The organism is Shewanella sp. HL-SH4 (assembly GCF_051164845.1).
GTDB classification, from domain to species: Bacteria; Pseudomonadota; Gammaproteobacteria; order Enterobacterales; family Shewanellaceae; genus Shewanella; species Shewanella glacialimarina.
Genome location: NZ_CP195037.1, coordinates 4,071,744 through 4,095,171, shown reverse-complemented (window position 1 = coordinate 4,095,171; position 23,428 = coordinate 4,071,744). Strand labels below are relative to the sequence as shown.

Sequence of the window (23,428 nt, the reverse complement as noted above, 5' to 3'; positions counted from 1 at the left end):
CATGAGTTAAAAATGATATGCTCAAGTGTAAAGGTTACAGTTACTGGAAGGTCAAGTTGAAAATAAGTGAATTGGCATTAGCAGCCCAAGTATCGGTAAAAACAATCCGATATTATGAGCAAATTGAGTTACTATCCGCCCCAGTCCGCACTGATAATGGCTATCGTCATTACCAACAAAAAGACATAGAAACGCTAATTTTTATACGAAGATGCAGAGAATTAAACATTGCATTAGATGACATTAAACGTCTAGTTGATACCCAACAAGACCCCAAATCCTCATGCCTATTGGTAGATAACATTATTGTCGAGCAACTGGCACGTATTCAACAAACCCAGCGAGAGCTGGCATTATTAGAGCAATCATTAGCCACCCTCGCCTCCTGTTGTAAAAGCCACCAAATTAAAGACTGCAGCATTTTACAAAGCCTAAAATCACCGTCAGTAATAACATAAGTTAATTAACCTGCGCTTTTACCTAAATTTAAATCCTGCTGCTAATCCCACCTTGGGTTTATATTGCCACGACTAACTTGAGGGAATTTTGCTTGGGATATTTCAAGTGCACACACTCTGAAATTGAGAATAATACTGGCTCGAAGATAAAAATTGTCGCGATAGACAATTACATTACTTGCATAAAAGAAAGAGGAGCCCGGAGTTTAAATTCCTATTTTTCGCCCAAATAAAAAAGCCTTATCTTTCGATAAGGCCTCTTCATTAGAATGTGGCTGAGGGATAGCTTGCTTGTAATAAAGAGGAACCTGGGGTTCAAAGTTTTATCTTTCGCCAAAACAAAAAAAGCCTCATCATTTCTGATGAGGCTTTCTCGTTAAATGTGGCGGAGGGATAGGGATTTGAACCCTAGAACGGGATAAACCGTTGCCGGTTTTCAAGACCGGTGCATTCGACCACTCTGCCATCCCTCCGAACGCGGCGAATAATATGACAACCTATTGATGCTGTAAAGTCCTAATTGAAAAAAAATGTTCAATTGTCTACTTTAAGATCACTTTGGCTAATCTTCATCCTTTTTAAAGGCAATTCTTGCTGGATCTGGCATTGTGAACGAATCAAACCAGCTGTTCCATGAAGAATAACGACTAGTGTAATACGCGCCAAATACCATCACTGAACAAATTAAAATGCCTAAACCGATTGCCTGCTCACCTGCTCCAGCAAATGCGGCCACAATACTTGATGCGCCAAATGCGACACTGATTTGAATAAAGTTCTGTAATCCAGCGGCTTTGGCGGCATCATCTTTAAATGTTTGCAATGCATTGTTCACTACAATCGGATATATCGCACCATTTGCTGCGGCCATAAAAGCAAACACGATTAATAGCGGATAAATGGTTGTCATCTCAAACACTATGGTCAAAATTGAGATCAGTATTGTTGTGGTAAAGAACAGGCCTAACTGCACTTTCAATGCGGTTTGACTGCCAAGACGTTTAATAAGTATTTTTCCGCTATAACCACCCACAATGAACATGATAGTTTGTGGAATAAAACTTAAGCCAATCGCTGTTGCATCAAAGCCAAATTTATCCATCACCGCTGGCCACAGGGTTAAGTAAGCAAAGAAAGCACCAGAACATGCGGCAAAAATCATCACATTACCCACATAGAATGGATTTGCTAACATTTGCTTGAATGTCATCGCTTTATCTTTATCAGCTTTAATCGCTTCAGCGCTAGGCTTGTCGGCTTTGACAAAAATTTGAGTCATCAAAATCAACAACACACCGAGTAACGCTAAACAAACAAAAATGCTTTGCCATCCCCAATATGATAAGAAGAATGCTCCAATTAAAGGTGCTATTGCGGGTGATAACGCAACCAGTGGCATAATGTTAGACAATACATGCTGAGATTCTTCGGCGTCATACTTTTCAATAACAAGCGCTTGCCAGATAACACTGGCACTACACACACCAATGGCTTGAATGAAACGGCCAATGTTCATCATGACAATATTATCGCTGACAATGATCAGACCGGTTGCCATAACAAATAGCATTAAACCTAATAGCAGTGAATTTCGCTTACCCCATTTTTCAACCAACTTACCATAAAGCAGTTGACCAAAAGCTAAGCCCGCTAAGAATGTCGTGAGCGACATTGCTACATCCGCAGAGGATGCATTAAATGAGCCTTCAATTGATTTAAAAGCAGGCAAATACATATCGGTGGCAATAAAACACAGCATACTCAGAATGGTTAAATAGAGAAAAAAACCAGCTTTCTCAATAGCACCAGGGGATTGTTGTTGTTTATTCATATCTAATACTCAAATTAATTTTCATTGGAACTAGTTTAATTATTAGAAATTCATCTGTGAAACGTTTATATTTGAACACAGCCATCAAAAAATATCACAGCAAAGGTTGCCCTATGCTTTCAGAACAAACGTTACACATGATTGATATTGTCGCCCGATTAGGCAGTTTTACTGCGGCGGCAAATGAATTACATAAAGTGCCGTCAGCGGTGAGTTACGCTGTTAAGCAAGTAGAGACTGATATTGGCGTAGTGTTATTTGAACGCCACCATAGATCGGTAACCTTAACCCAGCCAGGAGTGCATTTTTTAAAACATGCTCGAGAGTTACTCAGGCAAATGGATGAACTGAAACGTGAAACACAACGAGTAGCCAATGGCTGGCAACCCACTTTGTCGATTGCGTTAGATAATATCGTTAGAGCTGATAAAATCAGCTCCTTAATTGCTGATTTTTATCGCCATTTTGATGATGTTGAATTAATTATTCAAATTGAAGTGTTTAATGGTGTGTGGGAGTCTCTGGCAAGTGGCCGCAGTATGGTGGCAATTGGTGCTACAACCGCTATTCCTGTTGGTGGGGTTTATCAATACCGTGATATGAAAGACATTGAATGGGCATTTTTAGTTAGTAAGAACCATCCATTAGCCGCGATTGATAGACCGCTTGAAGACGATGAACTGAGGCAGTATCCCGCTATTTGTTTAGAAGATACCTCAAGAGAAATCCCCAAACGCACTACCTGGCTTTTAGACAATCAGCGCCGTTTAGTGGTGCCAGATTGGATAAGAGCCATTAATTGTTTTCGCTCTGGCTTAGGCGTAGGTTATATGCCAATTCACCTGGCGCAGCCGTTTATTAGCGGTGGAATGTTAATTGAAAAGCAATTAAAAAACTCTAAACCCTCTAGCCCTTGCTGCTTAGCCTGGGATCAAGACCGTATGTCCCCAGCACTGCAATGGGTGTTAGATTATTTAGGTGACACAGAAAAATTACACCGGGAATGGTTAGCTTAGCTTTATTAGCTTTATTAGCTTTATTAGCTTTATTAGCTTTATTAGCTTTATTAGCTTTATTTTATTAGCGTCATTTTGATAACTTAAACGTTTTGCACTTTGTGCTTTACACAGCATCACTTGGATTGTATTTGACATTAATTTTTGGAAACTAATAAGTTGAGTTTTCAGCTTTCGCCCTCATATTTACTGATATAGATATAAAAAATGCAAGCGTAATAATAATGCTAACGTGAAAGTACCCTAAAAGCGTTATTTTTAATATTGGCTTAAGCTAGCTTGATAACAATGGTGACATATTTAAATTTAAATGGCTTAAATTATTGGTTAACCCTTATTTATGGTGCTAAATCGCTATGTTTACTTTAAGCTGGGTCATATAAATTAATTAATTAATCAACTATTTGCGTGTGGTTGTTTATTGTTCAGAATACGCATTTTACTGTCTTGGAGACTGTTATGAATCAACAAACTTTGTCGGGCCATCAAGCTACGACGGTGGAAACAAACAAACTTATCAAAAACACTTATATGCTGTTGTCGATGACGTTGGCATTTGCCGCGGTAATGGCGGGTGTGGCCATGGCGTTAAATATTGGTCCATTCATGTCTATCGGCTTATCATTAGGCAGTATCGTAGTCATGATAGTCACCTTGAAAAAAGCCGATAACGCGTCAGGTTTAGCGTGGATATTTGCTTTCACTGGTATGCAAGGTGCATCACTAGGTTACATTTTGAACCACTATGTCGGTTTAGCAAATGGTCCTGAGTTAATCATGCAAGCCTTTGGATTAACCTCAGTTATATTTGTGTCGCTGTCAGCTTACGCAATCACCACCAAGAAAGATTTCAGCTTTATGGGTGGCTTTTTGTTTGCAGGTTTATTAGTGGTTATCGGCGCATCACTGATTAACATGTTTGTGGGTAACGGCGTAGCATTTGTGGCTATTCAAGCTGCTGTAGCACTGTTGATGGTAGGCTTAATCCTTTATGATACAAGCCGTATCGTAAACGGTGGCGAAACCAATTATATTCGCGCTACCATTTCGTTATTCTTAAACTTCATCAACTTATTCATGGCGCTACTGCACTTATTAGGCATGAATAACGACGATTAATCGTCATTGACAGTAATTTACGATAAAATGGCCCTAAATTAGGGCCATTTTTTTTATAATGAATAAATTTATTGTACAAGTGAACGGACCAGCCTATGGGTCTACAGCCAGCTTTAGAGCACTTAAGTTCTGCCAAGCTGCGGTTTTTGCTGGCCATCAAATTGTAAAAGTCTTTTTTTATCAAGACGGTGTATACAATAGTAATGCCCTTAATTGCCCGGCTTCCGATGAAGTTAACCTACAGCAAATGTGGCTAACCTTCTCACAAGATAATCACACCCCAGTTATCAATTGTGTTTCAGCGGCACTGCGCCGTGGTGTGTTGTCTGAACAAGATGCGCTTGAAAATGCTAAAGCCCATTGGAACAGTAACCATGTATTTGTGATGGGTGGCTTAGGTGAGCTTGTTAGCGGCATAGAACATGCCGATCGCTTAGTGTGCTTTTAAGGACTGACTAAAATGAAACAGATTTGCATTGTATTTCGTCACGCTCCTTATGGCACAACTTATACCCGCGAAGGGATAGATTTTGCCTTACTGAGCGCCAGCTTTGAGCAGCAAGTGTCGTTGATTTTTTGCGATGAAGCTGTGCTGCATTTATTACCTGAACAACACGCTGAACTGGCCGGTAGCAAAGACTACGTATCGGTTTTTAAAGCGTTTGATTTATACGAAATAGAAACCGTATTGGCCTGTGAGCAGTCTCTTAATACAATGGGGTTAACAGTGGATGATTTAGCTATTGATGTGGAGTCAGCAAGCGCTCAAGCGATTACAGCACAATTAGCTTTGGCGGATGAGGTATTGGTATTTTGATTTTACATCACATTCAAACATCAACCACGAGTGATAATGCTTTAAGCCTATGTTTAAAATACATAGCGGCTGATGACAGTATTTTATTGGCGGCTGACGCGGTAAACGCCCTACTCAAGCCGCAATTATTAACGGCTATGCAAAATAATGACGTCTATGTGTTAAGTGATGACATTCAAGCCCGAGGCTTATCAGCAAAAATAGCCAAGCTGCAATATCCTAATATTCACCCGATTGATTACCCTGAATTTGTTAATCAAACACTGCGCCATAGTAAGGTCATCACATGGTAGAAAAGTCATTTGAATTTATGTTTGAGTTTAATGGTCAAGCCATTGAAACCGATAAACAAGGCTATCTTAAAAGAGTGGATGATTGGCAACTTGATATGGCGCCCGTTTTAGCGGCTACTGAAAACATTGCCTTATCTGAAGCGCATTGGGAAGTGATTCATTTTGTACGTAACTTCTATTTGGAATATAAAACCAGCCCAGCTATTCGGGTACTAGTGAAAGCCATTGGCCAAAGCTTAGGAGCGGATAAAGGTAATTCTAAGTATCTGTATACCCTATTCCCCGTTGGCCCGGCTAAGCAGGCAACAAAAATTGCCGGATTGCCTAAACCCGCTAAATGTCTTTAAGATGAATTGCAATATTATTTGATAAAAGTGCCTTTAATGTTAAAGGCACTTTTTATGATCTAGCCGTTTACTCGCTTGCAGATAGCTGAGCAGTTTATTAGCGACCAGCCAATTATTATCGACCAGCCAAGGCCGCTGCAGGGGCAATTTTAGTGGCTTTCCAAGCGGGATAAATCGTCGCCAACAAGCTCATTACTAGTCCAATAAACACCACAAAAAGTACATCGTGGGTTTGTAATTGTGATGGCAAAAAATCGATAAAATAAATGTCCGAGTCCAACAACTGGATCCCTAACATTGATTCTAAGCCCTTCGCTATTGCACTTAAATTAACCGCAATCAACATACCTAAAATACCGCCTATCGAACAACCTAATAAGCCGTTTAGTCCGCCTTGCATGATAAAAATAGCCATAATAGCGGAGCGTTTTAATCCCATGGTCATTAAAATTGCAATTTCAGACGCCTTGTCGCGTACAGTCATCACTAACGTCGACACAATATTAAAACAGGCTACGGCGATAACTAACGCCAACACCAAATACATCACCATTCGCACTAATTGTATATCTTGATAAAGGTGACCTTGGGTTCGTGTCCAGTCATTAAGGTATAGATATTGTTCCTGAGCATAACCTAAGTCGCGGGTAACGCTAGGGGCGCTAAATACATTATCGACTTGTAATCGAATACCGCTAACGCCATCGCCCATATTCAATAGTTCACTTAAGTATTTTAACGGCACATAGGCTTGTGAGGCTTCAATTTCACCACCTAAATCGTACACGCCGCTGACCACAAACCGATGGCTTTTAGCCGCACTTAAGCGATTGTTGTTAGCGGCAGGCGTGTACATTGCCAATGTATCGCCCACCTCTAATTGCAGTTTGTCGAGTAAACTGCGACCCAGCACAATATGATTGTCTGAACCTTGCAAAGACTGCCAGGCACTGTCATTCATATATTGCGCAATGCTTGATACTTGCTGTTCATAATCAACATCAATACCGTTAACCACTATCCCCTGAAAACCACCAGGCTTTTGCACTAATCCCTGCAAGCGCACAAAAGGCGCTACACCGGTAATTTGCGGGATGTTTTTAGCGGTTTCAGCAATCGCTAACCAGTCTTGAATAGGCTCATTCACGCCCACTAATTCGCCGTGTGATATCACCCCAAGTAAACGAGTTTGAAGCTCTTTTTCAAAGCCGTTCATGGCTGACAATACAATTATCAATACCGCTACACCCAAGGCGATACCTGCGGTAGAGGCAAATGAAATAAAACCAATAAAACCATTATTTTGCCGCGCGCGATAAAAACGCCAACCAATTAAAAAGGGTAACCATTTACTCATGGTCACTTCCTACTGACGGGTTATTTACAACAACCTGTAATACGCCATCTTTCATGGTCAATTGACGGTCCATTTTAGCGGCTAACTTATGATCGTGCGTTACCACCACAAAGGCAGTACCAAATTGTTGGGCTAGTTCACGGATCAATTGATATACGGTTTCGCCACTGCTGGCATCTAAGTTGCCCGTTGGCTCGTCGGCTAACACTAATTTAGGTTGATTAATTAGCGCACGGGCAATCGCTACACGTTGACGCTCGCCGCCGGATAATTGCGCTGGGATATGCTCCAATCTATGGCCTAAACCAACCCGCTCTAATAACACTTTGGCATTAGCTAACGACTGTTGTTTATCTTTACCTTGAATAAAAGCTGGCATGGCGACATTTTCAATCGCACTAAATTCTGGTAACAAATGATGAAACTGGTAAATAAAGCCTAAATCTTGGTTGCGCAGGCTTGCTTGTCTTGCCGATGATAACTGATAGATATCTTCGCCATCTAACATCACCTTGCCGTCACTTGGGGTGTCTAACGTGCCCATAATATGCAGCAAGGTACTTTTGCCCGACCCTGAACTGCCTACTATCGCTAACTGTTCGCCTTTGTAAACCTCAAGATTAACATCAGTAAGCACTTGGGTGGTGACGTCACCATCATGGTAATGCTTACTAACATGGCTAATGGTTAATAAAACCTGTTTTTTCTGGGTCATTATTCGTATCTCAATGCGGTAGCGGGTTGAACCTGTGCGGCGTGTAACGCTGGGTAAATAGTAGCAATTAGGGTAATCAACAAGGTGCCAACAATAATGACACTCAATTGAGCGAATGATAATTGCACCGGCAGTGTTTGGCCTGCGCCCAGAATAGAAACACCCAAGGTGGTTAAAATCTCATTTAAGTTTAGGGTTAAAATAACGCCAATAAGGGTGCCTAATCCTAAGCCTAACAAAGCATTGAGCGAGCCTTGCACGATAAAGATGTTCATTACAGCAGCTGTCGTTAATCCCTGGGTTTTAAGCACTGCTACATCTGTGGTTTTATCAACCACCATCATGACCAATGCTGACACAATATTAAACGCCGCTACCGCCACAATAAGGCTGAGCATCAACGACATCATGTTTTTTTCCATATTTACCGCAGCAAATAAATGGCCGAAATCAGCACGCCAGTCACGGTGAGTTGCTTCAACACCTTGATTTTGTAACAGCTTGGTCGTCAATGGCGCGATACTAGCAACATTAAATGGATCAGTTAAATACACTCGCAGCTCAGAAATAACATCAGGGTCTTGGCGCATTAAGCGACGAGCGTCTTGATAATGTACATAGGCAACTGAAGCGTCGACCTGAGCACCCATTTCAAATACGCCGGCCACAGTGAATTTACGCTGACTTGGCACAGGACCTAGCGGTGAATACACCACACCATCGCCACTTAAAATGCGAATTTGATCGCCGGTTTTAACCGCTAAGTTTCTAGCGAGTTCGCTACCTAATACAATGGCATAGCTTCCCGGTGTTAACGCATCAAAGGCGCTTGAATATGTGTGGGATATAATGCTCGACAAAACCTTGTTCAAGCTCAGGGTAAACGCCTAATACTTGCGCAGCGGCGATATTAGCACTGGATTGCAGCATGCCTTGGGTCGTCGCACTGGGAACAATGCCGACAATGTCATTCTTTAGTTGTTTGTGTTGCTGTAAAAAGGTGGCTTGAGCCTGCCAATCATCAAATCCTGTTTGATGCACTAAGGTCAATTGCGGTACAGCACCTAAAATGCGGTTTTTAAGTTGCCCTTCTAGGCCATTCATTACCGAGCTGACCACAATTAACGCGGCCACACCGAGAAAAATACCAGACACGGCAAACAACGTGATAAATGACGCAAACGCATTGGCTTTACGTGCACGCCAATATCGAAACCCCATAAAAAAAGAAAATCCAAAATTCATATAAAATTTGTCATCCAATGCGCATATTAGCGCGTATATTGGTTATGCTTGAGTCAAAATTGACGCTAAAACCATTACAAAAAGCTTATGACTTGCTAAACCATCAAGTTGGGCATGATAATAGGGGTATTAGATTGATAAATAAAGAGGCAAACCTTGATAAACGATAGCAATTCTTATTTTAGCGTACCTCACCAATTTAATGTTTATCTTTCGCCCTGGGATAAACAACGTCCTATCCCTGATGACACCCAACTCAGGCAAATGCAGTCTACTGGACTTAAACTACTGTCAGAAGTTAAAGCGCTTGAATCAAATTGCTTGCTGCAGTTACGCCAGCTAGACAGTGCGACCCAATCTATTGTTGAATTTTTAAAGTTACAATCCCGTAAAGTCGATTTAGTATTGCAGCATGTGCTTGAAAAAGAAGCACAAGCTGGGGTGCAATATCAAGGACATCAGTTTGGCGGCAGCGGCTTAAGCCTTTTTTCAGACAAACAAATAGATGTTGGCAGTATTTTTAGTTGTCATATATATCTTCATGCCGAAGTGGTTGCCGTACTGTGTATCTGTGAAGTCACTGGCTCATACCCAGCAGATAAACAAGAAGCCATTGTTCCAAATAATCCAGCAACGATTGAACAGGCATTATGGCAAACTGACCTCGCCTTCATCCAAATTTTAGATGAAGATGTTGAACAGTTAGTTAAAGCCAGTTTAACTGTGCAACAAAAAATGCTTAAACTGCGCAAGCAGCTGCGTAAAGACAATCTGTAAGTTCTCTTAATACAAGTTAATCAATTAAATGAAACAATTTAGTGTAATCGCTCCGCCAAGTGTTAAAAAAGGCCAACAACAGCAAGTTTTAACCACCCTAGGCGGCGTATCCCAAGCGCTCACTGTCGCAAATTTAATTAACCAGCATTCAGGTACCAGCCTGATTGTCACCCATGACACCCCAAGTGCACTGACCTTAGAAGCCGAACTCAGCTATCTTTTGGCCCATACTGGTGTCAATGTGTATTTATTTCCTGACAGAGAAACCCTGCCCTACGACAGTTTCTCGCCGCATCAAGACTTAATCTCGCAGCGCTTAGAATCACTGGCGCAGATAAGCCAAAGTAATCATAACGTGGTGATTGTGCCGGTAAACACCTTGATGGTGCGACTCCCGCCAAAATCATTTTTAACCGCCAACGTGATGATTTTGAAAAAAGGCGACATATATAGCCTTGATCAAGTTCGTCAGCACCTGACCGATACGGGCTACCATATTGTTGATCAGGTTTATGAACACGGTGAATTTGCCATTCGTGGCTCGATTATTGATATTTTCCCTACGGGTTCCAAACAGCCACTGCGTATTGAACTGTTTGACGATGAAGTGGAAACCATCCGCTTTTTTGATGTTGATACCCAACGTTCAGGCATGGCACTTGAGCAAATTAGAATGCTGCCCGCGAAAGAGTTTCCTACAGACAGTGCTGCAATTGAAGGCTTTAGGCTGCGATATCGTCGCCGTTTTGAAGTGATTTCTAAAGAAGCCGAATCAGTGTATCAATCGGTGAGTCGTAATATCATGCCAGCGGGCATAGAAAACTATTTACCGCTGTTTTTTGATGAATCATCTAGCTTATTTGATTACCTGCCAGAACAAAGCCAGCTTATTACCTTGGGTGACATTGATAAAGCCTGCGAGCATCATTTACAGGAAGTGCACAGCCGTTATGAAGATCGCCGCGTTGATCCATTAAGGCCCCTATTAGAACCCAAAGAGCTTTACCTGCTAGCGGACCAACTGTTTGCGGCATTTAAACCTATGCCCCGCAGCCAAGTCATTAATGCAGTGTTTGATGAGCAAGGTCAAATTAATCCAGATTCACAGCCAAAACATGCTCTACTTGCTAAGGCAAATAGCATTAGTGATATCAATGCCAATCACAAACTCAAACAGCCTTTATTAGCACTACAGGAATACAGTCAACAGCATCCGCAAATGCTATTTGTGGCTGAATCTGAAGGTCGACGTGAAGCTTTGATTGAATTGCTGGCAAAAATTGGTATTAAACCAAAACTGTTTAAGCACATTGATGACTATGTCATCGCCAAAGAGTTTATCGGTTTAGTGGTATCTCCGCTTTCTCGCGGATGTGAGTTAGAGCTAGGATCTAAAGGTAAAGTCAGCATTATTTGTGAAACCGAATTATTCGGTCATCGTATTTCACAGCAGCGTCGACGTGAGAAGCAAAAACAAGTCAGTACTGATGTGTTGGTTAAAAACTTAGCCGAACTAAAAGTTGGCCAACCTATTGTGCATTTAGAGCATGGTGTCGCGCTTTATCAAGGATTAGAAACCTTAGACACCGGCGGTTTAGTCGCTGAGTATTTAAAACTTGAGTACGCTGGTGGTGATAAACTTTATGTGCCTGTGTCTTCACTGCATTTAATCAGCCGTTTTAGCGTCGGTAATGATGAAAACACTCAACTAAATAAGCTAGGCAACGAAACTTGGGCCAAAGCCAAGAAAAAAGCCATTGAACGTATTCGTGATGTTGCCGCTGAATTACTCGATGTTTATGCCCGCCGTCAAGCACGACCAGGTGAAGCCTTGGCACTTGATGAGGAAGAGTACGCCGTATTTGCCCAAGGTTTCCCCTATGAAGAAACCGTTGACCAAGAAAGCGCGATTCATGCGGTATTAGCAGATTTACAAGCACCTATGGCCATGGACCGTTTAGTGTGTGGCGATGTGGGCTTTGGTAAAACAGAAGTGGCTATGCGCGCAGCCTTTGTTGCCGTCAATGCCGGAAAACAAGTCATCGTATTAGTACCCACAACCTTGTTAGCACAGCAGCACTATGAAAACTTTACTGACCGCTTTGCTGATTGGCCATTCGTAATTGAAGTGATGTCACGTTTTAGAACCACTAAAGAGCAAAATCAAGTGGTGCAGTCATTAAGTGAAGGCAAAGTGGATATCGTTATTGGTACCCATAAGCTGCTCACAGCAGAGGCTAAGTTTGATAACCTCGGCTTACTAATTATTGATGAAGAACATCGCTTTGGCGTGCGTCAAAAAGAAAAGATTAAAGCCTTACGAGCTAATATCGATATTCTAACTTTAACCGCCACGCCTATTCCGCGCACCTTGAATATGGCCATGTCGGGTATGCGAGATTTATCGATTATTGCTACGCCACCAGCAAAACGTTTAGCGGTGAAAACATTTGTGCGCGAGTACGATATTGCCACAGTACGAGAAGCCATTTTGCGTGAGATTTTACGCGGTGGCCAAGTGTATTATTTGCATAATAATGTCGAAACCATTGAAAAAGCGGCCCAGGACATTCGCGATCTGTTACCCGAAGCCAGAGTCGTAACCGCCCATGGCCAAATGCGCGAACGCGATTTAGAAAGAGTGATGGCTGACTTTTATCATCAACGTTTTAACGTACTGGTATGTACCACTATTATCGAAACCGGCATTGACGTGCCTAGCGCCAATACTATTTTGATACACAGGGCTGACATGTTTGGCTTGGCCCAGTTACATCAATTACGGGGCCGAGTGGGCCGTTCACATCATCAAGCTTACGCCTATATGATGACACCGCACCCAAAACGTATGACCTCAGATGCGCGTAAACGCTTAGAAGCCATTGATGCCCTGGAAGATCTGGGCGCAGGATTTTTGTTAGCCACCCAAGATCTCGAAATCCGTGGTGCAGGTGAATTACTCGGTGATGAGCAAAGCGGGCATATCAGTAAAATTGGTTTTAGTTTGTACATGGAAATGCTCGAATCAGCCGTCAAAGCGCTTAAGGAAGGCAAAGAGCCGTCATTAGCCTATATGATGAATGCGATTTGTGACATTGACTTACGTATTCCAGCCTTGCTGCCTGAAGATTATGTTGGTGACGTCAATATGCGTTTATCACTATACAAGCGAATTGCCAATTGTGACTCTGAAACCATGATTGATGAACTAAAAGTCGAGTTTATTGATCGTTTTGGTATGCTACCCGATCCAACCCGTAACTTGATGGACATTACCTTATATAAACACCAGGCAACAGAGCTAGGGCTGCAACGTATTGAGATGCACTCAAAAGGTGGCAGCTTAGAATTTGGAGCGGAACATAGGGTCGATCCAATGTTTATCATCGGTTTATTACAAAAGCAGCCACAAATCTATCGAATGGATGGGCCAAATAAGTTAAAGTTCACCATTCCAGCTGAAACCAGTAAAGACAGGCTCGAATTATTAAAGACTTTACTTGAACAGCTTGCTAAACATCAAACTGGAGAGCAGTAGTGCTTTTGAATATAACAGTGCTTTTTAAAAAAAATGTGCTTTGCAAAATATCAGCGTTACCCAGTATCGCGATAACCATGGCAACGCTCGGTGCGTTAACGTTTTCATCTCAAGCCCAAGCTGAATCTTGGTTTGAGGTTGAGGTATTTGTTTTTGAACGTGAAAGCTCATCGCTTGAGCAATGGACTAATGCCGTTGCACCGAAAATTAGCGATCGTGCAGTCGACTTCATCACGCCCTTAATCAGCACAGATATTACCGGCGTTGCTGCGGGACTCAGTGGTTGCAGTGCTAATGATTGGTCTACCGAGATCACCCCAGACTGTAATGACCCGTTAACCAGCAGTACGATACGCAGTCACCCAAGCCAGGTGCCATTTACTATTGCAGCATCAAGTGAACAGCAAGCTTATATAGGCATAGGGCCACTCTTGCTTGCCGACAGCCAAAGCAAATTTAAAGATATTATCCGTACCGTTAGCCGTGAACGTAATGTCAAACCGGTTGTGCACTTAACCTGGCAGCAAAATATGGAGTCACAGCGCAGATCAACTCCGGTAAGAATATTTGGTGGGAAAGACTTTTCGAAACAATTTGATTATCACGGTCAGCAAGTGAGTGGACAATCTCAAACCGAATCGTCATATCAACTGTCAATGAATGACTTTTCAACCTTGGGCGATATGACTCAAACCGAGCAAAAAAAACCGGTATGGGAGCTCGACGGCACCATCAATATTTATTTAAGCCATTATTTATATATTGAAAATAATTTAGCGCTGCGTAAACCGACTCAAAAGTTAGTCGAGTCTAACCGTAGCGAGTTCAATCAGTTTAATGCGGTCAATACTAAAGTTGAAAAGACGATGAAGCCGTTTTTACAAGTGATCCCATTAGCGCAAAACCGTCGGGTGCGCAGTGGCGAAATTCACTACTTTGATCATCCGCAAATGGGCATGGTAATGCAAATTCGCAAAATGGCTCAGCCAACCTCGGTAAAGCCAATTGATTTAAGTAAACCTAGCTATCAAGCCCAACCAAATTATCAAAGTCAAAGTCAATCCGGTGTTGTGCAACCCTATGGCCAGTAATCCTTAAGTTAATGCTATCTAGGTGAATAATATCTAGAACGAGTACAAACCGGATCGTGTATCCGGTTTTTTTATACTTGAAAATATGCTTACTGTACGACGATAATATAATTTGATAAAAAATTAAGGTTGTCATGAACGGTAATGACGTAATAGTTTGATAAATTAACAGAGGACAAATTTCATTTTTTTAGAATAAAGTTTGATCACTTTGAAACTCACTTTTGGACAAAAGCGGGTTGCAAGATTTGTTTTTATAAAGGTTTTCTCTGACCAGACTAAATTTTAAAACTCAATTAAATTTTCATTGGCGTCAAAGATTACCTACAAGTGCAGATGATCCAGCGAGACGCCGCAAGCACCTCCATGTGGGCTTAACCAAAACATCCTTGTTTTGGATACTCGCTGGCTCATCTGCACCCGCATTTATATCTCTTCGATTTAGCTTCATTTGTGATTGTAGTAAAAGCTAAATCCGAACAAGAGTTAACTCGTTTTTGGACATTTCCGTGTCACAAAGATCGGACAAAGTTTGGTTTTCAGATAACTTCTAGTATCACAATTACCTACAAATGCCTGGTCAAAACTACTGAGCCACTACACTAGTAGCAATTAAAGCATGGATGAGTAAGCATTTAGAGGCTGGTGTTGATTAGTAGAAGTATCTCAAACCATCATGAAGGCCATCCTTAACTAAGCAGTGAAAGATCAGATCACGAAAAACTAGTTGAGGATGGTAATAATCAGAATATGATGTCCCTGTCCTTTATTTTCATCGCTTAACTGGAATTATTCTGATTTTCAGCCCTTACGAAACACCTCTGTGTATTGTTGTTCTAGTAAGGGCTAATCTGAGGAATGTTGATAACAATTTTTGATGCCATTTATAGGCAATTAATTCAAGGTAATAGCCTAACAAAAATCAAATTGAGACTAAATGAGGCATCGGAATTCTTAGGCGATATCGGTTAATCAATACTTCATCTTTTAGTCCACTTTTTTGAAGTAGCTTTGTCCATGTATAGATATCTAACATATCGATAGCCCTTTGAATCATCATAGGTTCTTCGGCAGTTAATCGCTCGTCTCCATTTTCCACTTTTGCTTGGCCACTACGAGCAAGAGTCGTAAAACCTGTTTTAGCTTTTTCAGGAGTAATCAAACCTAGTTTGCTTGCTCTATATAAAATTGCTTTTAAGCTAACGCCCCAGCGAACTTTAAGATCCTCTAAAGCTTCCCAATTAAAATATTGACCACGCATTTTTGGAAATTCAGCACTAAAGCTTGATCTTGGCATTAAAAAAGCGCTCGCAAAACTATTAGCTTGGCTTTCAGTGACACGACAGCCCGTCTCTACACCTCTATGCATGATTAAATGCCCTATCTCGTGAGAGATATCGAATCGTAATCTACATGGACTGCTTTTCGCAGTATTTCTAACTATAATCGGACGTCCATTGTAAACAGAAAAGGCATCAATACGTTCGTCAGCTTCTTGTAGATTTACAACAATACAGCCAATAGACTCCGCAAGTTTAATTACGTTAGAAATAGGGCCTAAACCTAAGCTTAATTCTCTACGAAACTTTTCGGCTATAACTTCTATTGAAATAGTAGATTGAATATCACTATCACATACATCTAAAAGTCTTACGGCAGGAAACTCTACTTCTTCATTTAAAAAACGGAGAAAATTATCGTCAAAGATTTCAACTTGCGCCATTGTCATTTTTTTCAATGTTTGAGTTGATGATCTCAAACTCCGAAAATGACATTGCTCAACCTCTATAGGTCTTCGTCTTTGACTAAAGAAAAAGCTTTCTTTAACATTTAATAGCCGTGCCAGTTGAGCTAGCTGTTCATCAGAAGGAACAGCTTCGTTTTCGAGTTTATGTGCATATTGGCGTGTAACCCCAAGTTCTGCTCCGACATCGACTAATGAATAGCCTGATGCTACACGTGCAATTCTTAATTTATCACCATTATAATCTGACAAAATACTACCAGAGAAAAAATTACCTTGTTTCATTTACTTCATCATCGCGATTTTGTTTACGTGCTAGTAGTGGTTCAGGAATTTCTACTACATTCGTTAATTCTGCGGCTACTGGCATAGGTATCGTATCTTCATAATTCCAAAAACAAATAGGATTTTGATTAAAATCGAATCCAACGAGAACAGCTGATGGTTCAACTTGTTGATCTTGTTTATCAAAAGTAATAAATACTCTCCATGTAGCTACATCAACTCTAGCTTTTATTTCGAAATCAAGACTGAGTTGCATATTCTCAACGGAATTAGTGTGCAGTCTGTGAGTTTTCTTAGGGTTATATGGGTCATCTACTACAAACTGAACGAGAGTTGAGCCTATGCGAGCCGTAAAATCCATAGTCTTATTTGCAAGAACAATCCATTCATAGTCCCTACTCTTAGCCATATGAATCACCAACCCCTGTAACCTTCCATAGGCAAGACACCCTTTTGTCCATGGAGTATCATAAATTGAACTGGAATCAATCAAGCTATCTGCAATTGCATCTAAGCAGAGATTACAAACAATGTTGAGACGCTCTTCAGTCAAATCCGCTGAAAAATCTACAGGGTGGTTAGCTACCATTTTGAATCCTTGAGTTAAATTAAACTGTGCATTAGTTGTGAAATGTCAACTAACACTATTCTATGCTTAAATTAACTTTTGTCAACTACAAGTATGCAAATTATTAGATTTGTAAACCAACAGTTTTTAGGTAGTTAAAATGTCGCTTAAAAGCGATTTGAAGCCTTACTAAAGGCATCAGTTAAATGTTGTTATATTAAGGGTTGCTTCATTTAAGTTCAAAAGATGAGACAGGCCATTCTAATTGTCGCTGAACCGGTGTTCTGGTCTAATTCCATCGGACACTTAATTTTGAGACAGTAGGGTCAATAAATTCAGAGGCCGATATGTAGTGGCTAACTAATACTGGCCACCGTTTTAGATTCATTCTTGCAGATCATGTGAAATTAGAAAATATATGGCAAACCGAAATGAATATGTTTCGATTGAGCAACAGCACTAACTCGTTTTGGGGCAGAAATGTGTTAGTCCTTAACCCGTTTCCTCACCAAAAGTCCCAAAAAATATCAAACTATAATATAAACGCACACTTACGGTGTAAATAATATCTAAAAAAAATGGCTATCTATTGATAGCCGCTTTTTTATTGTGACTGCGAAAACTTACACTGCTGCATGGATTTGTTTAGCCGTTACAATTGCCGCTAACCAGCGCGCATCTTGCTCTAACGCATTAACCACATTGAGTGTGTCGGGTTTTAAACTTAATGCATTGGCTATCGGAGGATTTGCTGGCCAGGTAAACTCGCTTAATAATGCCGCTACACCGGTTGGGTCATTACAAACTAAAATCATGTCACAACCCGCATCTAACGCCGCTTGCGCTCTGCCTAAATAGTCACCGGCAAAGCTGGCTCCTTTCATGCCTAAATCATCAGAGAAAATAACCCCTTTAAACCCTAAACGTTGGCGCAATATATTCTGTAGCCAATAAGTAGAGAATCCCGCAGGGTTGGGGTCAACTTGATCATAAATAACATGTGCAGGCATAACACCATTTAATTGCCCTTTAGCCATTAAATTGGCAAAAGGTTGCATATCAAAGGCTTCAATTTGCGCCAGGCTGCGACTGTCTACTGGCATAGCCACATGGGAATCTGCAGCAACGCTGCCATGACCGGGGAAATGCTTACCCACAGCAGCCATGCCCGCTTGTTCCATACCAATAATAAATTCTGCCGCTAAGTTAGACACCTCATCAGGATTAGCACTAAAACTTCGCTTACCAATCACTTCACTTATGCCATTAACATCTAACACAGGTGCAAAACTTAAATCGATATCACAGGCTAACAGTTCAACCGCCATTAAAAAACCGCACTCTTTAGCCCACAATTTTGCTAATGCTAAATCACCTTTTGCAGCGGGTAAAATATCGCCCATAGCAGGAATATGAGTAAAGTCCTGCTTAAAGCGTTGCACTCGACCACCTTCGTGATCAACGGCAATTAATAGTTCAGGCCGAATATTTCTGACTTGCTTAACTAGCTCAATGAGTTGAGATTTACTCGCGTAATTGCGGGTAAATAGAATAATACCGCCCACTTGAGGATGTTGTAGTTGCTCTGCTTCTAGCGCTGACACTGTCAGTCCGGCTAGATCCATCATTAAATAGCTCAATCGTATACCTCGTATAATTTAACCTAATAAGCTTAATGTATAAGTTAGGCTAATCTGAAAATAATGCATAAAAAAAACTAATGAACTGTCTAATCAAAAATATGGGATACTTCAGCCAATTTAACGCGTGTTAAAAAATACGAGTATGCCATCAAACAAGTGTTCAGTGTTTTGCTAACTGTTTTGTTATCTAAGTTGCGAAACAGATCACGTCACACTCAACTATAGTGAATCAGCTATAATTAAGTCACTTCAACTATAGTGACTTTTACTATATTGATTTGAACGATCGTGACGTGATGATTTTAATAGCGCGATGATAATACTCTCAAATAACTAAAACAATAAACGACCACATAAAGGCTAAAAATTATGATTAGCGTATTTGACATGTTTAAAATCGGTATTGGCCCGTCTAGCTCACATACCGTAGGCCCAATGAAAGCCGGCAAAATCTTTATGCAGAACTTAATAGACCAAGATTTGCTATCGGGTATTGATGAATTACAGTCAGAATTATTTGGCTCATTAGGTCAAACAGGTAAAGGCCACGGTACAGGCAAAGCGGTGATTTTGGGCTTAATGGGTGAAGACCCTGAAACAGTTGATACCGACGCCATTGACGGTATTTTAGAAGCTGTATCGAACGATCAAAAGCTTAAACTAGCCGATGGTCGATTCGTTAAATTTACCCGTGAAAATGGCGTAACATACCATCGCCGTAAAACCTTACCCGCCCATGCAAACGCGATGACGTTATATGCGTTAACCAAAGGCGAAATCACTTATCAGCGCACTTACTATTCAGTAGGTGGCGGTTTTATACTTGATGAAGATGAAATCACCCAACGTAATGCCTCACCCGCAACGCCTATAAAAGAAGCGCCATACGACTTCAACAGCGCGGCACAGTTATTAGAATTGTGCTGTGAAAACGGTTTAAGCATTTCATCTTTAATGATGTATAACGAACTTAGTATTGCCAGTGAAGAGGAAGTAAAACAAGGTTTGTGGAAAATTTGGCAAACCATGAAAAGCTGTGTTGATCGTGGATATCAAAAAGAAGGCATATTACCTGGTGGCCTTAAACTTCGCCGTCGTGCGCCCTCTTTATACCGTCGTTTAAAAGCTGAAGGCCGAAATAACACAGATCCGTTAACCGCTATGGATTGGGTAGACTTATTCGCCTTATCGGTCAACGAGCAAAATGCAGCAGGCGATCGCGTAGTGACCGCGCCAACAAACGGCGCTGCTGGTATTATTCCTGCGGTACTGTGCTACTACGACATGTTTGTGCAAGAAGTTGATATTGACGTGTGTAGTCGATATTTATTAACCGCTGCTGCTATTGGAATTTTGTACAAGAAAAATGCCTCTATTTCAGGTGCAGAAGTGGGTTGCCAGGGCGAAGTCGGCGTAGCCTGTTCTATGGCTGCTGGCGCACTGACTGAAATTATGGGCGGCACAGTTGAACATGTTGAAAACGCGGCTGAAATTGGCATGGAACATAACCTAGGCCTAACCTGCGACCCTGTTGGCGGCCTGGTACAAGTGCCGTGTATTGAACGTAATGCTATGGGCGCCGTCAAAGCGATTAATGCCTCACGTATGGCGTTACGTGGTGATGGTAACCATAAGGTATCACTAGATAAAGTGATTAAAACCATGATGGATACTGGCCGAGATATGCGCAGTAAATATAAAGAAACCGCTAAAGGCGGTCTAGCGGTGAATATCGTCGAGTGTTAATGACTTTCAGCTAGGCTGCTGAGTTTTTACGTCAAATCGATGCCAACCTACTGAGGTTGGCATTTTCATTTAAAACACATTGTTTTTACCGAGTATTTAGCGTTATATAAAGTCTAGAACAACCCATTTTAGCTAAAAAGATGAGATTGAATTGATGAAGAATATTATCTGCGATATTGATGGCGTATTACTGCACGATAACAAGTTAATCCCAGGCAGTGATAAGTTTATTCATCGTATTATCGAACAAGGTAATCCACTGGTATTACTGACTAACTATCCTGTGCAAACCGGTAAAGACTTACAAAATCGTCTTGGTGCTGCCGGCATTAATGTGCCCGAAACCTGCTTTTATACCTCAGCCATGGCTACCGCTGATTTTTTAAAGCACCAACAAGGCACTAAAGCCTTTGTGATTGGCGAAGGCGCCCTCACCCATGAATTATATAACGCAGGTTTTACCATCACTGACATTAACCCAGATTTTGTTATTATTGGCGAAACTCGCTCGTACAACTGGGAAATGATCCATAAAGCCGCGCGCTTTGTTGCTGGCGGTGCACGCTTTATTGCCACCAATCCTGATACCCATGGGCCACAATTTAGTCCAGCCTGTGGTGCACTATGCGCCCCCATTGAGCGCATTACCGGCAAAATGCCATTTTATATTGGTAAACCTTCAAGTTGGATTATTCGCTCTGCCCTCAATCATATTCAGGGCCACTCTGAAAATACCGTGATCATCGGCGATAATATGCGTACCGATATTTTGGCAGGATTCCAAGCAGGTCTTGAAACCATTTTGGTTACCAGTGGCGTAAGTCAAATGGGTGATATAGATAAAGAACCCTTCAGACCCAATCATGTATTCGCCTGTGCCGGCGATATTGACGTAGTCTAGGCTTTAAGTGCCTAGCTAATTTGGCTAATTAAACGTTAGCAAGCACGACTAGATTTACATTAGGTAACACATTTTCAAGCCAGTACGCTTTTATAAGATGCTGGCTTGCTTCATTATAATCTGCAAGATGTTAACGCTAATAATCTCTAACCACTTTTTCTACTCACTTTGATTAAAAATAATAAATAATAATTGGAATCCTGATGAAGCATTTATTTCCCCTTTGCGCGATTGCATTGTTGGTGAGCGCCTGTAATGGCGACACTAAAGATAACTCGCAAGTATCACCGGCTAGCAATGATGTTCTAGCCAGTTCAACAACGGCATTAGTGACGTTTGACGAACAACGTTTTCGTCAAGATATAAAAGTACTGTCTTCTGATGAATTTGAAGGTCGCGCCCCTACTACTAAGGGGGAAAAACTGACCTTAGACTATTTAACCAAACAATTTACCGACATGGGATTAACCGGCGCCAACCAAGGTAGCTTTTTACAAGCTGTGCCTATGGTGACCTACACCCCAAGCGAGCAACAAACGATTACCTTGGCCGATTTGCCAATGCAGTATCGAAAAGACATAGTACTAAGTAGCCGTCACGCTAACGAGAAAATCACTATCGACAAAGCGCCATTAGTATTTGTGGGATATGGTATTAATGCACCTGAATCACAATGGAATGATTACAGCGGCATCGATATGAAAGGCAAAATAGCGGTTATTTTGGTGAATGACCCAGGTTTTGCGAATCCTGAAGGGACTAAGTTTAATGGCTTAGCCATGACCTACTATGGTCGCTGGAGTTATAAATTTGAAGAAGCCAGTCGCCAGGGCGCATTAGGTGCCATTATCATTCACGACACTAAACCTGCTTCTTATCCCTGGTCTGTGGTAGAAAATAGCTGGACAGGCCCTCAACAGGATTTAGTACTCGATACAGACGAAGCTAATAATCGCATTCAAGTAGAAGGCTGGATGACCTTAGATGCGGCCAATCAACTCTTTACTAAATCAGGCTTTTCATTACCAACCTTAATGGAACGTGCCGCTGATGAGCCTGTCAATGTTGAACTTGCCCAAACCGCGTCGATTAAGTTTGCCAATAAAGCCGAATATGCCGACAGTTATAATATTGTCGCTACCTTAAAAGGTACTAGTCAGGCTGATGAACAGTTATTGTTTACTGCACATTGGGATCACATTGGCAAAGATGAAACTAAAGAAGGCGATCAAATCTATAACGGTGCCCTAGATAATGCGTCGGGTACTGCGGGTATTATGGAAATTGCCCGTCAGTTTGCGGTGCAAGCAAAACAAGGCAATGGTTTGAAACGTTCATTAACCTTTGTAGCAACAACGGGTGAAGAGCAAGGTTTATTAGGCTCGCGCTTTTATGCGGCAAATCCAATTTATCCACTGGATAAAACCGTTGCCGTATTTAACCTAGACAGCACCAATGTGTATGGCAAAACTAAAGATTACACTATAGTTGGTAAGGGTCAGTCTGAATTAGAAAACTACCTTGCCGATGCAGCAAAACTGCAAAACCGTGAAGTTAAGTCAGAACGTAACCCTGCATCAGGCGGCTTTTTCCGCTCAGATCACTTCAGCTTTGCTAAATACGGCGTACCGGCAGTATTTGCTGGTGGCGGCAGTGAACCACTTGATGATGCAACCGCAGCCTATAAAACTGAAATGGAAAAAACCATGAAAGGCTGTTATCACAATGTGTGCGATCATTATCATGCGTCATGGGATTTATCGGGCGCATTACAAGATTTACAGGTGTATTACCAAGCGGCAGAGACCCTAGGCAATAACCAAGATTGGCCCGGTTATCTAGCTGGCTCAGAGTTTAATAGCTTACGTCCAGCCAAGTAATCATTTGCAAAATTGATGAAGAGCCTATTAATTAATAGGCTCTTTTTTTAAGCCAAC

Annotated in this window: 19 protein-coding genes, 1 tRNA gene and 1 pseudogene; 13 read left to right on the top strand and 8 right to left on the bottom strand. The window is 41.4% G+C overall.

Annotated features, from left to right (window positions below):
- Positions 1–56: 56 nt before the first annotated feature.
- Positions 57–458 carry a MerR family transcriptional regulator gene (locus ACRWQL_RS18960; protein WP_434951610.1) on the top strand — a complete coding sequence of 134 codons (402 nt, stop codon included), beginning with the start codon at positions 57–59 and terminating at the stop codon, positions 456–458.
- A gap of 383 nt (positions 459–841) precedes the next feature.
- Here the strand turns inward: ACRWQL_RS18960 and ACRWQL_RS18955 are convergent.
- Together ACRWQL_RS18955 and punC are read right to left on the bottom strand one after the other, a co-directional pair.
- Positions 842–931, bottom strand: a tRNA-Ser gene (locus ACRWQL_RS18955).
- An 89-nt stretch (positions 932–1,020) separates the two neighbouring features.
- A complete protein-coding gene (gene punC, locus ACRWQL_RS18950; protein WP_434951608.1) occupies positions 1,021–2,289 on the bottom strand; it encodes a purine nucleoside transporter PunC in 1,269 nt (422 codons plus the stop codon).
- A 113-nt stretch (positions 2,290–2,402) separates the two neighbouring features.
- Between punC and punR the strand changes: the two genes are divergently transcribed.
- From punR to ACRWQL_RS18920, 6 genes are all read left to right on the top strand, one after another.
- Positions 2,403–3,305 carry a DNA-binding transcriptional activator PunR gene (gene punR, locus ACRWQL_RS18945; RefSeq protein WP_434951606.1) on the top strand — a complete coding sequence of 301 codons (903 nt, stop codon included), beginning with the start codon at positions 2,403–2,405 and terminating at the stop codon, positions 3,303–3,305.
- A gap of 459 nt (positions 3,306–3,764) precedes the next feature.
- Positions 3,765–4,424: a Bax inhibitor-1/YccA family protein gene (locus ACRWQL_RS18940; protein WP_226415474.1), complete on the top strand. Its 660-nt coding sequence runs from the start codon at positions 3,765–3,767 to the stop codon at positions 4,422–4,424.
- 58 nt (positions 4,425–4,482) lie between these two features.
- Positions 4,483–4,872, top strand: coding sequence for a sulfurtransferase complex subunit TusD (gene tusD / locus ACRWQL_RS18935; RefSeq protein WP_434951604.1), 390 nt, complete (start codon positions 4,483–4,485; stop codon positions 4,870–4,872).
- A gap of 12 nt (positions 4,873–4,884) precedes the next feature.
- Positions 4,885–5,241 carry a sulfurtransferase complex subunit TusC gene (tusC, locus tag ACRWQL_RS18930; RefSeq protein ID WP_226415469.1) on the top strand — a complete coding sequence of 119 codons (357 nt, stop codon included), beginning with the start codon at positions 4,885–4,887 and terminating at the stop codon, positions 5,239–5,241.
- A complete protein-coding gene (gene tusB / locus ACRWQL_RS18925) occupies positions 5,238–5,534 on the top strand; it encodes a sulfurtransferase complex subunit TusB (RefSeq protein WP_434951602.1) in 297 nt (98 codons plus the stop codon). Before tusC ends, tusB begins: the two co-directional genes overlap by 4 nt.
- A 17-nt stretch (positions 5,535–5,551) precedes the next feature.
- A complete protein-coding gene (locus ACRWQL_RS18920; protein WP_434932000.1) occupies positions 5,552–5,881 on the top strand; it encodes a TusE/DsrC/DsvC family sulfur relay protein in 330 nt (109 codons plus the stop codon).
- 115 nt (positions 5,882–5,996) lie between these two features.
- Here ACRWQL_RS18920 and lolE read toward each other — a convergent pair whose 3' ends face one another.
- From lolE to ACRWQL_RS18905, 3 genes and pseudogenes are all read right to left on the bottom strand, one after another.
- Positions 5,997–7,238 carry a lipoprotein-releasing ABC transporter permease subunit LolE gene (gene lolE / locus ACRWQL_RS18915; RefSeq protein WP_434951600.1) on the bottom strand — a complete coding sequence of 414 codons (1,242 nt, stop codon included), beginning with the start codon at positions 7,236–7,238 and terminating at the stop codon, positions 5,997–5,999.
- Positions 7,231–7,953: a lipoprotein-releasing ABC transporter ATP-binding protein LolD gene (lolD, locus tag ACRWQL_RS18910; protein WP_434951598.1), complete on the bottom strand. Its 723-nt coding sequence runs from the start codon at positions 7,951–7,953 to the stop codon at positions 7,231–7,233. Before lolD ends, lolE begins: the two co-directional genes overlap by 8 nt.
- A pseudogene (locus ACRWQL_RS18905) lies at positions 7,953–9,198 on the bottom strand (lipoprotein-releasing ABC transporter permease subunit). The gene lolD and the pseudogene ACRWQL_RS18905 overlap by 1 nt, the downstream one beginning before the upstream one ends.
- 156 nt (positions 9,199–9,354) lie before the next feature.
- Here ACRWQL_RS18905 and ACRWQL_RS18900 point away from each other — a divergent pair.
- From ACRWQL_RS18900 to ACRWQL_RS18890, 3 genes are all read left to right on the top strand, one after another.
- Positions 9,355–9,975 (top strand): hypothetical protein, encoded by a 621-nt coding sequence (locus tag ACRWQL_RS18900; RefSeq protein WP_434951596.1) that lies wholly within the window; start codon positions 9,355–9,357, stop codon positions 9,973–9,975.
- A 28-nt stretch (positions 9,976–10,003) separates the two neighbouring features.
- Positions 10,004–13,513: a transcription-repair coupling factor gene (mfd, locus tag ACRWQL_RS18895; protein ID WP_434951594.1), complete on the top strand. Its 3,510-nt coding sequence runs from the start codon at positions 10,004–10,006 to the stop codon at positions 13,511–13,513.
- Positions 13,514–13,590: 77 nt separating this feature from the next.
- Complete coding sequence (locus ACRWQL_RS18890; protein ID WP_434951592.1) at positions 13,591–14,604, top strand: peptidoglycan binding protein CsiV; 1,014 nt, start codon at positions 13,591–13,593, stop codon at positions 14,602–14,604.
- Between the two features lie 922 nt (positions 14,605–15,526).
- Here ACRWQL_RS18890 and ACRWQL_RS18885 read toward each other — a convergent pair.
- From ACRWQL_RS18885 to nagZ, 3 genes are all read right to left on the bottom strand, one after another.
- Positions 15,527–16,633 (bottom strand): helix-turn-helix domain-containing protein, encoded by a 1,107-nt coding sequence (locus ACRWQL_RS18885; protein WP_434951590.1) that lies wholly within the window; start codon positions 16,631–16,633, stop codon positions 15,527–15,529.
- Positions 16,620–17,222 carry a hypothetical protein gene (locus tag ACRWQL_RS18880; protein WP_434951588.1) on the bottom strand — a complete coding sequence of 201 codons (603 nt, stop codon included), beginning with the start codon at positions 17,220–17,222 and terminating at the stop codon, positions 16,620–16,622. The genes ACRWQL_RS18885 and ACRWQL_RS18880 overlap by 14 nt, the downstream gene beginning before the upstream one ends.
- Before the next feature lie 602 nt (positions 17,223–17,824).
- A complete protein-coding gene (nagZ, locus tag ACRWQL_RS18875) occupies positions 17,825–18,841 on the bottom strand; it encodes a beta-N-acetylhexosaminidase (RefSeq protein WP_434951586.1) in 1,017 nt (338 codons plus the stop codon).
- A 372-nt stretch (positions 18,842–19,213) separates the two neighbouring features.
- Between nagZ and ACRWQL_RS18870 the strand changes: the two genes are divergently transcribed.
- From ACRWQL_RS18870 to ACRWQL_RS18860, 3 genes are all read left to right on the top strand, one after another.
- Positions 19,214–20,590 carry an L-serine ammonia-lyase gene (locus tag ACRWQL_RS18870; protein ID WP_434926360.1) on the top strand — a complete coding sequence of 459 codons (1,377 nt, stop codon included), beginning with the start codon at positions 19,214–19,216 and terminating at the stop codon, positions 20,588–20,590.
- 154 nt (positions 20,591–20,744) lie between these two features.
- The gene (locus ACRWQL_RS18865) at positions 20,745–21,491 is read left to right on the top strand and encodes an HAD-IIA family hydrolase (protein WP_226415416.1); all 747 of its coding nucleotides are present in this window, start codon (positions 20,745–20,747) and stop codon (positions 21,489–21,491) included.
- A gap of 203 nt (positions 21,492–21,694) precedes the next feature.
- Positions 21,695–23,371 carry a M28 family metallopeptidase gene (locus tag ACRWQL_RS18860; protein ID WP_434951584.1) on the top strand — a complete coding sequence of 559 codons (1,677 nt, stop codon included), beginning with the start codon at positions 21,695–21,697 and terminating at the stop codon, positions 23,369–23,371.
- The last annotated feature ends 57 nt before the right edge of the window (positions 23,372–23,428 follow it).